Annotated in this window: 13 protein-coding genes; 10 read left to right on the top strand and 3 right to left on the bottom strand. The window is 71.5% G+C overall.

Features of this window, described 5'->3' with window-relative positions:
• Nucleotides 1–116 precede the first annotated feature (116 nt).
• The 3 genes from ACNNMR_RS11300 (at nucleotide 117) to ACNNMR_RS11290 (ending at nucleotide 2077) form a co-directional block, all read left to right on the top strand.
• Nucleotides 117–836, top strand: coding sequence for a FadR/GntR family transcriptional regulator (locus tag ACNNMR_RS11300; protein WP_419994429.1), 720 nt, complete (start codon nucleotides 117–119; stop codon nucleotides 834–836).
• A gap of 109 nt (nucleotides 837–945) precedes the next feature.
• Nucleotides 946–1494 carry a response regulator gene (locus ACNNMR_RS11295; RefSeq protein ID WP_419994428.1) on the top strand — a complete coding sequence of 183 codons (549 nt, stop codon included), beginning with the start codon at nucleotides 946–948 and terminating at the stop codon, nucleotides 1492–1494.
• Between the two features lie 34 nt (nucleotides 1495–1528).
• Complete coding sequence (locus ACNNMR_RS11290) at nucleotides 1529–2077, top strand: GNAT family N-acetyltransferase (protein WP_419994427.1); 549 nt, start codon at nucleotides 1529–1531, stop codon at nucleotides 2075–2077.
• On the opposite strand, the gene ACNNMR_RS11285 is transcribed toward ACNNMR_RS11290, so the two are convergent.
• Both ACNNMR_RS11285 and ACNNMR_RS11280 read right to left on the bottom strand, forming a co-directional pair.
• Nucleotides 2074–3303, bottom strand: coding sequence for an alanine--tRNA ligase-related protein (locus tag ACNNMR_RS11285; RefSeq protein WP_419994426.1), 1230 nt, complete (start codon nucleotides 3301–3303; stop codon nucleotides 2074–2076). The two genes, ACNNMR_RS11290 and ACNNMR_RS11285, sit on opposite strands and share 4 nt — an antisense overlap.
• 249 nt (nucleotides 3304–3552) lie before the next feature.
• A complete protein-coding gene (locus ACNNMR_RS11280; RefSeq protein ID WP_419994425.1) occupies nucleotides 3553–4143 on the bottom strand; it encodes an endonuclease domain-containing protein in 591 nt (196 codons plus the stop codon).
• Nucleotides 4144–4808: 665 nt separating this feature from the next.
• Between ACNNMR_RS11280 and ACNNMR_RS11275 the strand changes: the two genes are divergently transcribed.
• Complete coding sequence (locus tag ACNNMR_RS11275; protein ID WP_420000329.1) at nucleotides 4809–5861, top strand: ADP-ribosylglycohydrolase family protein; 1053 nt, start codon at nucleotides 4809–4811, stop codon at nucleotides 5859–5861.
• Here ACNNMR_RS11275 and ACNNMR_RS11270 read toward each other — a convergent pair.
• On the bottom strand, nucleotides 5848–6318 hold the full coding sequence (locus ACNNMR_RS11270) for an OsmC family protein (protein WP_419994424.1): 471 nt from the start codon (nucleotides 6316–6318) through the stop codon (nucleotides 5848–5850). The two genes, ACNNMR_RS11275 and ACNNMR_RS11270, sit on opposite strands and share 14 nt — an antisense overlap.
• A gap of 69 nt (nucleotides 6319–6387) precedes the next feature.
• Between ACNNMR_RS11270 and ACNNMR_RS11265 the strand changes: the two genes are divergently transcribed.
• The 6 genes from ACNNMR_RS11265 to ACNNMR_RS11240 all read left to right on the top strand — a co-directional run bounded on the left by ACNNMR_RS11265 (nucleotide 6388) and on the right by ACNNMR_RS11240 (nucleotide 14621).
• On the top strand, nucleotides 6388–7635 hold the full coding sequence (locus tag ACNNMR_RS11265) for a styrene monooxygenase/indole monooxygenase family protein (protein WP_419994423.1): 1248 nt from the start codon (nucleotides 6388–6390) through the stop codon (nucleotides 7633–7635).
• 149 nt (nucleotides 7636–7784) lie between these two features.
• The gene (locus ACNNMR_RS11260; RefSeq protein WP_419994422.1) at nucleotides 7785–9206 is read left to right on the top strand and encodes an amidase; all 1422 of its coding nucleotides are present in this window, start codon (nucleotides 7785–7787) and stop codon (nucleotides 9204–9206) included.
• Between the two features lie 119 nt (nucleotides 9207–9325).
• Nucleotides 9326–10909, top strand: a complete 1584-nt coding sequence (locus ACNNMR_RS11255; protein ID WP_419994421.1) for an ABC transporter substrate-binding protein — start codon at nucleotides 9326–9328, stop codon at nucleotides 10907–10909.
• 30 nt (nucleotides 10910–10939) lie between these two features.
• Nucleotides 10940–11902, top strand: a complete 963-nt coding sequence (locus ACNNMR_RS11250) for an ABC transporter permease (protein ID WP_419994420.1) — start codon at nucleotides 10940–10942, stop codon at nucleotides 11900–11902.
• A gap of 2 nt (nucleotides 11903–11904) precedes the next feature.
• Nucleotides 11905–13827, top strand: a complete 1923-nt coding sequence (locus tag ACNNMR_RS11245) for a dipeptide/oligopeptide/nickel ABC transporter permease/ATP-binding protein (RefSeq protein WP_419994419.1) — start codon at nucleotides 11905–11907, stop codon at nucleotides 13825–13827.
• Nucleotides 13824–14621, top strand: coding sequence for an ATP-binding cassette domain-containing protein (locus ACNNMR_RS11240; protein WP_419994418.1), 798 nt, complete (start codon nucleotides 13824–13826; stop codon nucleotides 14619–14621). Before ACNNMR_RS11245 ends, ACNNMR_RS11240 begins: the two co-directional genes overlap by 4 nt.
• Nucleotides 14622–14689: the final 68 nt, after the last annotated feature.

Here is a 14689-nt window from a genome sequence, read left to right as displayed (position 1 = left end):
GCTTGCGGCTTGCGGAGCCAAACTCAACGCCATATGTATGACGTATTCAAGAGCCTGTGACGTAAACGTCATACATATTCGCTAGCGCGCGCCCGAGCCGTAGGATGTGTCCCGCCATGGAGACCAGCCGTCAGGGCCTGCACGCCCACCTGCTCGCAGCCCTCGGACCTGCGATTACGTCCGGGGAACACCCGCCGGGCTCGGTGCTGCGCACCGACGAGATGGAGGAGCGCTTCGGCGTCTCCCGCACCGTCGTCCGCGAGGCCATCCGCGTCCTGGAGTCCATGCACCTCGTCGAATCCCGCCGCCGGGTCGGCGTCACGGTGCTGCCGCCCGAGCGCTGGAACGTCTTCGACCCGCAGGTCATCCGCTGGCGCATGGCCGGCACCGACCGCCCCCGCCAGCTGCGCTCCCTGACCGTCCTCCGCTCCGCCATCGAGCCGGCCGCGGCCGCGCTGGCCGCCAGCAACGCGACCCCCGAGCAGTGCGCCGAGATCACCCGCTGCGCGATGGACATGGTGGCGACCTCCCGCGGCCACCAGCTCAAGGCCTATCTGGTGCACGACATCGCGCTGCACCGGATACTTCTGCAAGCCTCCGGGAACGAGATGTTCGCCCGCCTCGGCGACGTCGTCAGCGAGGTGCTGACCGCCCGCACCGAGCACCAGGTGATGTTCGAGGACCCGGACCCGCCGGCCGTAACGCTGCACGTCCGGCTCGCGGAGGCGATCCGCTCCCGGGATCCCGAGCAGGCCGAGCAGGTGGCCCGGGAGATCGCCGTCGGGGCGATGCGGGAGCTGGACATCCTGGAGCCCGTACCGGACGAGACGGCTTGATAACAGGGGTCGGACGGAGTGGAGTTACGGGAACGACTCCTCCGCTCACCCACCGCAACATATTCTGGGGCAAGTACGCGGCGCGTGCGTGCTTCCGCTGGGGGCCAGGTTGCACAGGACCAAGATTCTTCTCGTAGACGACAGGCCGGAGAACCTGCTGGCCCTGCGAAGCATGCTCGCCGACCTCGGCCAGGATCTGGTCAGCGCGGCGTCCGGCGACGAAGCCCTCAAGGCGCTGATGGTCGACGAGTTCGCGCTGATACTGCTCGATGTGCAGATGCCGGGCATGGACGGCTTCGAAACGGCGGAGGTCATCAAGTCCCGCGAGCGCACCCGGGACATCCCGATCATCTTCCTGACCGCGATCGACGCCGACCCGAAGCACGCCTTCCGCGGATACTCCGCGGGCGCCGTCGACTTCCTCACCAAGCCGATCGACCCGTCCGTGCTGCGCACCAAGGTCGGCGTCTTCGTCTCGCTGCACCTGAAGGCGCTGAAGCTACGCGAGGAGATCAGGGCGACCGAGGCCTCCGCGAGCGACCAGCTCCAGCGGGCGCTCGCGGGGCTGCGCAAGGCCGTGGAGGTGCTGGGCCCGCAGGCGGATGTCAGCCATGTGCTGTTCCCCGAGCGGCAGGACGGGGCGCCGCGGGAGGCGTGAGGGGGCTCGTGAGGGGGTTGTTAACCTCTGGGGCGTGACCCTTTCTGAGCTGTCCTTTCGCGCCGCTGTCCCCGAGGACGCACCGGATCTGGTGCGACTGATCGAGTCCGCGTATCGCGGGGACTCCAGCCGGGCCGGCTGGACCACGGAGGCGGATGTACTCGATGGTCAGCGGACCGACCGCGAGGGTGTCCTCACCGTGCTGAAGGACCCGGAGAGCCGGATGCTGCGCGTGTCGCGCGATGTCGAGCTCGTCGCCTGCTGCCAGCTGGAACGGCGGGGAGAGGCGGCGTACTTCGGGATGTTTGCCGTACAGCCAGGGCTGCAGGGCGGCGGCGTCGGGAGGCGGGTGCTCGCCGAGGCGGAGCGGGTGGCGGCTGCTGAGTGGGGGGCGCGGGAGATGCACATGACGGTGCTGTCGGTGCGGGATGACTTGATCGGGTGGTACGAGCGGCGCGGGTATCGCCGTACGGGAGAGATGACTCCCTTCCCGTACGGCGATGAGCGCTTCGGCATTCCGCAGCGGGATGACCTGCAGTTCGAACTGCTGGTGAAGCCGATCGCGGCGAGGGTCAGCGACTAACCCTGCTCCACCAGCCCTTGGACGAGGTCCCGCGGGAGGCCGTGGGTGTCGTGGAGATAGTGGTAGTCGTCATCCGTCAGGGGGCGGCTGCGGTAGCCCGGCCGGGAAAGGACCTGGCGGCCGCGGTCGAGCAGGCTGCGGAAGCGGCGTTCTTCCTGGTCGAGGGTGGTCAGGACGGGGCTCGGGTCCTCGGGTAGGTGGAAGTGGGACTGGGTGCCCTCCACCAGCTCCCGCGGGAGGTCGGTGAGGGTGCGGGACGGGTCGTCGCGCCAGAGTGTGGTGAGGACGCGGCGGATCAGGCGGCGCGGTACGTAACCGCGGCCGGTGTTGGACGGGTGGACGCCGTCGCCGTGGATGACGACGAGCGACCGGAGGTGGTCGCTGAGGAGGCGGAGGTCGATGCTGTTGCCGAGGCCCCAGACTTCCGGCAGGCGGCGCAGCCACGGCTCGAAGAGATCGGTCTCGTATACCGAGTCCTTGCCCTGCAGGATCGTGACCAGGCGTTCGAGGCCCATGCCGGTGTCGACGTTCTGCTGCTTGAGCGGGGTGAGGCTGCCGTCCTCGTGGCGGCGGTGGCGCATCATGACGTGATTCCAGACCTCGACCCAGCGGTCGTCGGTGGTCGGAGTGCCCTGGGGCGGAGTGCCGGGCCCGCCGGTCCAGACGAAGATCTCCGAGTCGGGGCCGCAGGGGCCGGTGGGCCCGTTCGACCACCAGTTTTCCTCGCCGTGGGTGAGCTCGATGGGGAGCCCGATGTCTTCCCAGGTGCGCAGGGATTCGTGGTCGACGTCGCTCACGCCAAGGCGCTCATCCCCGCCGAAGACGGTGACGTGCAACCGCTCCCGCGGAATGCCGAAGCCCTCGTGCAGCAACTCGTATCCCCACCGCAGGCTCTGCGGCCCGCCGTAGTCCCCGAGCGACCAGGAACCGAGCATCTCGAAGACGGTGAGATGCGTGCTGTCGCCGACTTCGTCGAGGTCGGTGGTGCGCAGGCAGCGCTGGACGTTGACGAGGCGGTGGCCGAGGGGGTGGGGGCGGCCTTCGAGGTACGGCGTGAGCGGGTGCATGCCGGAGGTGGTGAAGAGGACCGGGTCGCCGGGTGGCGGGAGGAGGGTGCCGCCGGTGATGAGGCTGTGGCCGCGACCGCTGTCGCGGAAGAAGCGCGTGAAGGTGTCGATGGTTTGCTGGGTGGTGATGGGGGTGGTTGGGCTATTTGAGGTGTCCATGGCGGTGCCCTTTCGGGTCGGGGAGACCGGAAAGGGACCGCGACGCTGGGCGTGCTGCCGAGCAGCCGTGCCTGCGGGCACAACACTCCGGCGATCCGTTTCCGGTCGCCGGCGGTGTGAGAGAGAAGAAGGTCAGGCGGCGGCAACCGGCGAGCGGGGCGCTCGCGCGGTCGCGGTGCGATGCGTATGGCTGATGACCTTCATGCCGTCTACGGTAACAAGATCGGGAAGTGAACGTCCTGGGGTTTTTCAGCCGCCCTCGAGCCGCGCCGCGATGTCGCGCATCCCGCTCCCGACCACGTACTCCCCGGGCAGCCCCGGTATCTCCACCGGCCGCCCGGGCCGGCGCGGCGGATGCCGGATCAGGTGCTCCAGCACGCGGGCGGCGAGCGCGGGGTCGTCGGGTGGGTCGCCGAGGACGTAGTAGTACGCATTGGGCCGCCAGCTCGGATACCGCTCGGTGAGTCCGACGATCAGCGCGGGAGGCCGCTGGCGGTAGGCCCCGTAGGGCTCGTCGTAGTAGCCGGTGCTGCGCCCCTCCGCGGTATTGCATCCGCCGCAGAGCAGCCCACGCACGAGCCCGGAGGGATGGTGGTGATCGATGACGAGCGCACCCGCCCCCGCTCCAGCCCCTGGCCTCGCCCGCGCTGTCGCCTCCGGCCCCGCCCCCGCTCGCCCGCTTGCTGGTGCACCTGCGCCGCATATCGCGCACCGGCCGCGCTGCCAGTCGCGGATGGCGGCGAGTGCCGAGGTGGTCCGGCGCGGGAGCTGGGGCTGGGGCTCCGGGGGCTGCCAGTCGTGGCAGGCCGGGCCGTGCTCGTACGACCAGAGCCGTGACATGTCCCGAAGGCTAGGGGCTGGCACTGACAACGCCCCTCGGCGCCATGTCGGCGGAGGGCTTGGCATCGGATGGTGACGGCCGCGCCGCCGTGGTGCGTCGGGCGCGGTGCCAGAAACGAATTGCTGGCTGCGGAGGGAGTGGGGAAGGGGGTCGCCTTGCCCTGCCGGGCGGCGGCTGGATGGTGGTGGGGGGCGCGGGCTTCTTGTCTGGGGCGTGAGGCGGGTGGGCGTGCGCCCTCTTTCGTTGGGGCGTGTTGGGGGGCGCGGTGCCTTGGTATGCAGATCCGACTCCGCCCGGGCCCTACCGCCGCCCGGCAGGCCAAGGCACCCCTTCTCCAAGGCGCCGCCTCCCCAAGGCCCTCCAAGGCCCCCCTCCCCCCGACACACCCCTACGAAAAAGGGCGCGCGGCCAAGCTGCAAGCGCCCCCGAGCCTCCGCCAGCGCCCCCCATCGCCAGACCGCCACCCGCTAGGCCCCCCCCACCAAGCCGCCACCCGGCAAGCCAAAGCCCCCCGGCCTCCCCGCCCTTCCGCAGCCAGCCTTCCGTTTCTGGCGCCGAGCCCGGACAGAAGACGGCAGCACGGCCGTCACCATCCGATGCCAAGCCACCCGCAACAACTCCCCCTCCCAGCCCCGCATCCGCCACCATGAACCCCGTGAACCCGATGAACCGACGACCCGCCACAGGCGCCCTCCTAGGCCTCGCCCTTGGTGATGCTCTCGGATATCCCACGGAGTTCAGCAAGGTGAGCACCATCGAGGCTGACCATGGCCCCTGGCGCAAACTGCCGCTGCCGGATCCGGCGATCGTCAGCGACGACACTCAGATGACGCTCGCTTTGGCGCGTGGGCTTCGGGCCGCAATGGCGCGCGGCTATCTCGCACCCAAGCGCCTCGTACGGCCGGTGCGCGAGGAATTCGTGGAATGGTCGCGTTCACCTGCGAACAACCGCGCGCCGGGGCATACCTGCATGGCTGCCTGCCGGATCCTCGCGCAGGAGCAGCGGCCGTGGTCGGACGCCGCACAGATGGAGTCCAAGGGCTGCGGTGCCAATATGCGCGTTGCGCCGATAGCCCTCGCACCGGGATTGAGCGACGAGCAGCGGTCCGGCGCCGCACAACTGCAGGCTGTGCTCACTCACGGGCACCCCACAGCTCTCGCCGCGAGCGATCTCACGGCGTACGCCGTCAGATCGCTCGCGGAGGGTGCGGAGCCGGGCGAGCTGATCGGATTGCTGCGCGCGTACGCCGAGGACAGCCGGCGCCGCTATCGCGACGTGTGGCTTGGTGACTTTTGGCGTGCCGCTCCGCTGCGAAGTGGTGCGGACTTCATCGAGATGGGGTGGGAGGACTGCCTCAAGGCGCTGGGCTGGCTCGAGGGGGCGGTGCGCCATGCCGATGTCGAGCGGGATCCGTGCACGTATACCGGCGAGGGATGGGTTGCCGAGGAGACGCTGGTGACCGGGCTGCTGTGTTTCCTGCTGGTCCCCGGGGAGCCGGTGCTCGCGCTGCGGCGGGCTGCCTGCTCGTCAGGGGACTCGGATTCCATCGCCTGTCTGACCGGGGCTTTCGCCGGTGCTTACTACGGGGCTGCGGCTTGGCCCGAGGAGTGGGTGAGGAGGGTGGAGCACCGGGAGGAGCTGATGGGGCTGGGGGAGGAGTGGGACACGGGGCGTGCGGTGGCGCCTGCCACCACTCCTTCTCCTACTCCGCCGTGACCTGCGGCTCGTGCCGGACCGGGAAGTTCACGGACCGGGCGATGAAGCACTTTTCGTGGGCCGGAGCGTGGAGCTCCAGAGCCTTGTCCACCATCGACGGGTCCGACACCGTCACCTCCGGCCGGAGGATGACCTCCGTGAACTGGCCGCCGCCATCCGCCGCTTCCGTCATCGTGCCGACCGTCGCATCCCGGTACGACGTGACCACCACACCCCCCACCGAGCAGAGGTGGAGATACCAGAGCATGTGGCACTGGGCCAGCGAAGCCGCCAGCAGCAGCTCCGGATTCCAGCGGGACGGGTCGCCGCGGAAGGCCGGGTCCGAGCTGGCCGGGAGCGGTGGGATTCCCGCCGCCGTCGACTCCAGCAGGCGGTCGAAGTCGCGGTAACCGCTCGTGCCCGTGCCGCGGTTGCCGGTCCAGACTGTGGTTGTTTCGTACGTATGTGTGCGCGCCATGTGTGGGAGCCTAACTCCGGCCACCGACAGAGTTGACCAGGAACCTCAGACCATGCATCGTCCCTGGTCATGCGTAAGATACTAATCGTCGGAGCCGGTCACTCCGGACTCCAGCTCGCGCTCGGCCTGCAGGCGCGCGAGTACGACGTCACCCTCATCAGCGCCCGTACCGCCGACGAGATCCGCGGCGGGCGGATCCTCTCCACGCAGTGCATGTTCGGCACCGCACTCGCGCACGAGCGGGAGCTCGGGCTCGACTTCTGGGCGGGGCAGGCGCCGCAGGTCGGCGGGATCGGGGTCTCCGTGGCCGGGCCCGAAGGGCAGCGGGTCATCGACTGGCTCGGGGCGCTCGACGCCGCCGCCGAGTCGGTCGATCAGCGACTCAAGATCGCGGGTTGGCTGGAGGCGTTCGAAGAGCGCGGGGGGCGGGTCGAGTACGGGGAGGCCACCCCCGAGCAGCTCGACCGCCGCGCCCACGACTTCGATCTCATCCTCGCCGCCAGCGGGCGCGGCGGCCTCGGCCGGCTCTTCGAGCGCGACCCCGAGCGCTCCCCGTACGACACCCCGCAGCGCGCCCTCTCCGTCGCGTACGTGCACGGGCTCGCACCCCGCCCCGAGCACCCCGACCTGCACGCCGTACGCACCAATCTCGTCCCCGGCGCCGGCGAACTCTTCGTCATCCCCGGCCTGGCGCCCAGCGGCCCCTGCCACATGCTCTTCTTCGAGGCGGTCCCGGGCGGCCCGCTGGACGTCTTCGGCGACCGGCCGGAGCCGCAGCAGCACCTGGAGCGCACCCTCGACCTGATGCGGCGCTACGTGCCCTGGGAGTACGAGCGGGCCACCGGCGGCGTCGAGCTCACGGACGCGGGCGGCACCCTCGCCGGGCAGGTCAAGCCCGAGGTGCGCACGGCCGTCGGGCGGCTGCCGGGCGGCGCGCCGGTGCTGGGCGTCGCCGACGCCGTCGTCACCAACGACCCGATCACCGGGCAGGGTTCCAACAACGCGAGCAAGTGCGCGGCCTCGTACCTCGAGAGCATTACCCAGCGCGGCGACAGCGACGACCCCTTCGACGCCGCCTGGATGCAGTCCGCCTTCGACCGCTACTGGCGCCACGCCGCCCCCGCCACCAAGTGGTCGAACGCCATGCTCGCCCCGCCGCCCGAGCACATCCTCCAGCTCTTCGGCGCGGCCGGCGAACTCCAGCCCATCGCCGACCGGTTCGCGAACGCCTTCAACGACCCGGCCGACCTGGAGCACTGGTTCTACACCCCGGAGTCGGCGGGCGCGTTCCTGGAGCAGGTCGCCGCACGCCGCTGACCTCACCGAATGCGGGCCGTCGCCCCCTCCGCGGCGGCCCGCATGTCGCAACCGTTACCGACGTACCAACCGGTCGGTATTGACAGACGGCCCGCGGACCGGTGTGATTCCAGACACTGAATCCGGCTCCTTGGGCAGGAGGGCATGCAATGGCGCAGCTGCACGAGCTCGACGCGATGGCACAGGCGGCCGCCGTGCGGGCGCGCGAGGTGAGTCCCGTGGAGCTGGTCGAGCACCACCTGGAGCGGGCCGAGCGGTACGGGGAGGGGCTCGGCGTCTTCCTCACCGTGACGGCCGAGGCCGCGCGCGAGCAGGCGAAGGAGGCCGAGCGCCAGGTACGCGAGGCGCAGGAGCCCGACGCGCTGCCGCCCCTCTTCGGCGTCCCGACCGCGATCAAGGACCTCAACCCCACCGCGGGCGTACGCACCACCTTCGGCTCGCGCGCCTACGCCGACTTCACCCCGGCCGGTGACGGATACGCGGTCGCGCTGCTGCGCGCGGCAGGGACCATCAGCATCGGCAAGACGAACACCCCCGAGTTCGGCTTGAGCGCGTACACGGACAACGACCTCGCCGGCCCCGCCCGCAGCCCGTGGGACACCACCCGTACCGCCGGCGGCTCCAGCGGCGGCGCGGCCGCGGCCGTCGCGGCGGGGATCGTGCCGTTCGCGCACGGCAGCGATGGCGGTGGCAGCCTGCGGATCCCGGCGAGCTGCTGCGGCATCGTCGGCTTCAAGCCGTCCCGCGGCCGGGTCAGCAACGGCCCGCTGGGCAGCGACGTCACCGGCATGCCGGTCCAGGGGCCCCTTTCCCGTACGGTCCGCGACGCCGCCGCGATGCTCGACGCGATGGCCGTGCCGCAGACCGGCGACCCGTACTGGGCGCCGCCGCTGCCGGACGGCGAGAGCTTCCTCGACCACGCTGGGCGCGAGCCGGGGCGGCTGCGCATCGGCGTGTACACGCACCCCGGGATCGAGGGCGTCGACGTCGACCCCGAGATCCTCGACGCACACCGCGCCGCCGCCGAGCTGCTCGCCTCGCTCGGACACGAGGTCGAGGAGATCGACAACCCCTTCGGCGACTCGCTGCGCAAGCCCTTCATGGGCGTGTGGGCCGGGCAGTCGCTGCAGATGAAGGTGGGCGACGAGGCGCAGCTGCGGCCGCTGACCCGCTGGTGGCGGGAGGCGGGGCGCGGGCTGAGCGCCGAGCAGTACAACGACGCGCTGTACGGGCTGCAGTCCGCCGCCCGCCGCGGGGTGCGGAAGATGGCGGCGTACGACGCGGTGCTCGCGCCGACGCTGGCCGTACTGCCGCACGCCACCGACTGGTTCGAGGCGGAAGGGCCCGCGGAGGCGGCGCGGCGGCAGATGGGCTACAGCTGCTTCACCGCCGCGTACAACGCCACCGGTCAGCCGGCCGTCAGCCTGCCGCTGCGCTGGACGGCGGCCGGCGTCCCGGTCGGCGTGATGCTCGCCGGCCGGCCCGCGGGCGAGGCGCAGCTGCTGTCGCTGTCCGCCCAGATCGAGGCCGCCCGGCCGTGGGCAGACCGCCGCCCGGAGCTCGACCGCTAGCCACCCAGCTCACCCTCAAGCGTCCGCACCCGATACCCGATCGTTCCGCACACCTTCCTCGGACCGGCGAAGCCGATTGCGCCGGCCCGCCGATGGCGTATGCCCACTGGAGGCTCGACATGGCACGTTCAGGCACACATCACCCCGCGGCGAGACTCGCCGCAATAGCCGTCGCCCTGGGCACGGTCGCGGCCTCCGCCGCCTGCACCACCGGCAGCGACGGCGCCGCCGAGGGCGGGAGCGGCGGCAACGGCGGCGGCGCCGTCTCGTACCAGATCGCCTCCGACCCGACCACGCTCGACCCGGCCAAGGGCACCATCGCCTCGGACCTGCAGCTGGACCGGCTCCTCTACGACACCCTCGTGGCCCGCGACGACGGCGGGAAGATCGTCGGGCGGCTGGCGAAGAGCTGGGAGATGCCGGACGCGAAGAACGCCAGCTTCACCCTCAACTCCGGCGTCACCTGCACCGACGGCACGAAGGTCACCGCCACCACGGTCGCCGACTCGCTCAAGCGCCTCGTCGACCCCAAGACCGGCGGCGCCACCGTCTTCGGCGCCGGCAACAAGGCCGACATCAAGGGCGACGACGGGTCCGGCAAGGTCACCATCAAGCTGCAGAACCCGTGGTCCGACCTGCTGTACGGGCTGTCGCTGCCGCAGGCCGGGATCGTCTGCCCGAAGGGCATCAAGGACGACAAGCTGCTGAAGTCTGGCGGCAAGGGCGCGGGCACCGGGCGCTACTACGTGTCCGACGCCAAGTCCGGCTCCTCGTACACGCTGACCGCCCGCGACAAGTACACGTGGGCCGCGAAGTACGCCAAGCAGCCCGAGGGCGAGGCGCCCGAGCGCTTCGACGTGAGCGTCACGCAGGCCGAGTCGACGATGGCCAACAAGATGATGGAGGGCAGCCTCGACTACACCGGCATCACCGGGCCCGACATCGCGCGGCTGGCCGCGGCGAAGAAGTTCGGCATCGAGAAGGCGCCGCTGGTGCGGATGATGGTCGCCTTCAATGAGCGCAAGGGGCACCCGGGGGCCGACCCGGCCTTCCGCAAGGCGGTGGCGCAGGCGCTGGACGCGAAGGCGTTCAACCAGTCGGTCACCAAGGGCACCGGCACCGTGATGCACTCCATCGCCGACAAGACGGTGCCGTGCGCGCTCGACGACGCGAAGCTCATCACCAAGGCCGACCCGAAGGCCGCAAAGGCGGGGCTCAGCGGCAAGAAGATCAAGCTCGTCGGCACCAACGCCGTCGCGGGCGGCGCGGGCAACGAGTTCGTACAGGCCTCCCTGAAGGCGGCAGGCGCCCAGGTGGAGCTGAAGAACGCCGACAACACCACCTGGGGCAATGAGGTCCTCGGCAACAAGGGCGACTGGGACGTCACCGTCTACCCGAACCTCAACGTCACCAACCTCCTCACCTCCCCGGCCGGCCTGATGCTCGGCGACAGCCCGCCGAAGGGCCGCAACTTCGCCGGCATCGACAACGCCGGCTTCGCCAAGGGCTTCGGCGCGGCGATGGCGACCACGGACGAGGGCGACAAGTGCGCGGCGTGGGGCGACGCCCAGAAGGCGCTGCTGGCGCAGAACGACGTGGTGCCGCTGGCCGCCGTCGCCATCAACTACGTCACCAGCAAGCGCGTCGCCGCCGTCAATCCGGACGGCGTGCACGACGCGTCCTCGATCCGGCTCGTCAAGTAGCCCGCCCTTCCCGTACGAGAGGAGCAGCCGTTGCGTACGCGATCACCCTGGCTGACCTTCCTGCTGCGCCGGGCCGTCGGGCTCGCCGGGGTGCTCGTCACGCTGGTCGTCGTCACCTTCCTGATGATCCAGCTGATCCCCGGCGACCCGGCCCGGCGGGTGGCGGGCTCCGACGCCACCCCGGCCCGGATCGCCGAGGTGCGGACCGAACTGGGCCTTGATCAGCCGCTGTTCAGCCAGTTCGGGGATTACGTGAGCGGGCTGCTGCGCGGCGATCTGGGTACGTCCTTCGCCACCAGCCGGCCGGTCGCCGACCTGCTCGGCGACCGGCTGCCGTTCACCGCCCAGCTGGCGCTGCTGGCGATCGTGGTGGTGCTGCTCATTGCCGTACCGCTCGGCATGGCGATCGCGGTCGCCTGCCGGGCGGGCCGGCGGCGGCCGCTGGACACCGCCTTCACGTCGGTGACGGCGCTGGCCGGGGCGGTGCCCGAGTATGTGCTCGGCACGCTGCTCATCCTCGTCTTCGCGCTGGGCATGGGCGTGCTGCCGTCGTCCGGCGCGGCGACGCTGTCCGCGCTGGTGCTGCCGGTGATCGCGGTGAGCGTCGGCCCGATCTGCACGCTCGCCCGGATCGTGCGGCGGGAGACGGCGGCGGTGCTCACGCAGGACTTCATGCGTACGGCCCGGGGCAGGCGGCTCCCTGGGCTGCGGCTGTACGCCCGGCACGCGCTGCCGAACCTGCTCACCTCCACCCTCACCCTCGGCGGGCTGATCCTCACCGGACTGCTCGGCGGCACGGTCGTGGTCGAGTACGTCTTCCAGTGGCCGGGCCTCGGCAGCGCGGCCGTGGGCGCCATCGTCGGCCGCGACTACCCGGTGATGCAGGGGATCGTGCTGCTCCTCGGCCTGCTGGCGGCGGTGCTGAACCTGCTGGTGGATGTGGTGCTGGGCCTGCTCGATCCGCGCACTCTGAACGCGAAGGCGGGGCAGTGACAATGAGGAACCTCCGTTGGACACCCTCGCTCGTCATCGGGTGCGTGCTGATGGCGGCGCTGATCGTGCTGGCCGTCATCGGGCCGATGGTCTGGGGTGACGCCGCCGACCGGCTCAACCCGCAGGCCACCCACCTCGGCGCTTCCGCCGAGCACTGGTCGGGCACCGACGCCCTCGGCCGCGATGTCCTCGCCCGTACGCTCGCCGGCACCCGGCTCACTCTGCTGATGGCCTTCGGCGCCACCGCCATCGCGGCGGTCGGCGGCATCCTCTTCGGCGCGGCCGTGTGGGTGAGCGGGCCGCGGGTGCGGGAGCTGGGGCTGCGGCTGATCGATGTGCTGGTGTCGTACCCGGCGGTGATCTTCGCGCTCACCGTAACGGCCGTGCTCAGCCCGAGCGCCAGCACGTGTGTCGCCGCGATCGGCCTGGCCAGCTGCCCGGCCTTCGCCCGGCTCACCACGAACCTGGCCGCGGGCATCGCGAACCGCGACTTCGTCTCGACGGCGCGGCTGCTCGGCGTCGCCCCGGGGCGGATGCTGCGCCGGCACATCCTGCCGAATATCGCCGAGCCGCTGCTGGTGCTCGTCTCGGTCGCCTTCACCGTCTCGCTGAAGGCGCTGTCGGGGCTGTCGGTGCTGGGCATGGGCACCCAGCCGCCGAAGTACGACTGGGGCTCGCTGCTCGGCAAGAGCCTCCCGGACATCTATGTCAACGCCGCGCCCGTGGTGGCCCCGTCGATCGCGATCATCGTCGCCGGTCTCGCCGGCGGCCTGATCGGCGACGGGCTCGCGGCCGCGGTGCACCCGGATGCGCGAGGGCGGGGCGGCAAGGCCCGTATCAAGGCGGCGCTTTCGGCTACGGAACCGGCGCCCGCGTCGCCCGCGGACGAGGCCCTGGTGGCGGTCGACCGGCTCAGCGTCTCGCTGCCGGACGGCACCCGGCTCGTCGAGGACGTATCGCTGCATATCGGCGCGGGTGAAGTCGTCGGCGTGGTGGGGGAGTCGGGTTCCGGCAAGAGCCTCACCGCGATGGCGGTGGCGAAGCTGCTGCCGGAGGGGCTGCGGGCGGACGCGGGGCGGCTGCGGCTCGGCGATCTGGACCTGCGCGGCGAGGTGGCGCCGAAGCGCCTCGCGACCGAGATCGGCATCGTCTACCAGGATCCGTCGGCGTCCTTCAACCCGACCCTCAAGCTGGGCAGCCAGCTGACGGAGACGCTGCGGGTGCACGGCGGTACGGGGCGCGGGGAGGCCTCGGCGCAGGCGGTGGAGCAGCTGCGGCTCGCCCACGTGACGCTGCCCGAGCAGCGGATGAAGCAGCATCCGCACGAGCTGTCGGGCGGCATGCGGCAGCGCGCGATGATCGCGTCCGCGCTGCTGACGAAGCCGCGGCTGCTGATCGCCGACGAGCCGACGACGGCGCTGGACGTGACCGTGCAGGCCGAGGTGCTGAGGCTGCTGCGCGAGGCGAATGAGCGCGACGGCACGTCCGTGCTGCTGATCTCGCACGACATCGGCGTGGTGGCGCAGGTCTGCGACCGGGTGCTGGTGATGTACGCGGGCCGCCTGGTCGAGGAGCTGCCGGTGGACCGGCTGCGCGCGGGCGACGCCCGGCACCCGTACACCCGCGCCCTGCTGGCGGCCACCCCGGAACTGGACGAGGACAAGCCCCTCGCCCCCATCCCGGGCCGCCCACCCCAGCCCGCGGACCGCCCGAAGGGCTGCGCCTTCGCGCCGAGATGCGCGCTGGCGCGCCCGGAGTGCGAGGAGTCCCGGCCGGTCCTGGAACTGACGCCCGCGGGCGGGGCGGCGGCCTGCTTCGCGCTGGGCTGGCCCGATGACGCCACCGCGGCGGCGGATGCGGACCCGGCCGCCACGGAGCGGCCGAGCAGCGCCGCCGACGCCGCCCCCGAAGGGAGCACCCGATGACCGCCTCCGCCTCGACCTCCGCGGCAGCGGAACCCGTGCTGGAGCTCGACTCGCTCGACGTCGCCTTCGGTTTCGGCCCGCGCCGTCGCCAGGTGCTGCACGGTGTCAGCCTCCGCCTCGCGGAGGGCCGCACCCTCGGCCTCGTCGGCGAGTCCGGCTCCGGCAAGTCCACCCTTGCCAAAGCCGTCGTCGGCCTGGTCAAGCCCAGCGGTGGCCGCGTGCTCCTCGACGGCCAGGACCTTGCCGCCGCCCGCCGCGACCGCCTCGCCGAGCTCCGGCGCCGGGTGCAACTCATCCCGCAGGACCCGTACGCCTCGCTCAACCCCCGCATGACCGCCGGCGAGGCCATCGCTGAGGCCATCGACCCCCGCCGCGGGCGCCTGCGCGAACACCGCGACGAGGTCGCCGCGCTGCTGGCGCAGGTCGCCCTCGACCCGGACGCCGCCGACCGCTACCCCAACGCCTTCTCCGGCGGCCAGCGCCAGCGCATCGCCATCGCCCGCGCCCTCGCCGTACGCCCCGAGGTGATCATCGCGGACGAGGTGACATCCGCGCTGGACTGCTCGGTGCAGGCCGAGGTCCTCGGCGTGCTGCGCGACCTGCGCGCGGCGGGCCCGCTGACGATGCTCTTCATCTCCCACGACCTCGCCGTCGTACGGCATGTCAGCGACGAGGTCGCGGTGATGTCCGAGGGCCGCATCGTGGAACACCGCGAGCGCGACGCGCTCTTCACCGCGCCCCGGGACGCGTACACGAAGACGCTTCTCGCCAGCGTGCCGCGGGTGCGCGCCTGACCTGGGCGCTTACCCCCTCCGGTCGACACCCGTTCGGGTGGGAGGTTTGATGGTGAATGTCGGATTTC

Origin of the sequence: Streptomyces boninensis (assembly GCF_048572725.1) — a bacterium.
Taxonomy (GTDB): domain Bacteria; phylum Actinomycetota; class Actinomycetes; order Streptomycetales; family Streptomycetaceae; genus Streptomyces; species Streptomyces boninensis.
This window is presented reverse-complemented; position numbering and strand designations above follow the sequence as displayed.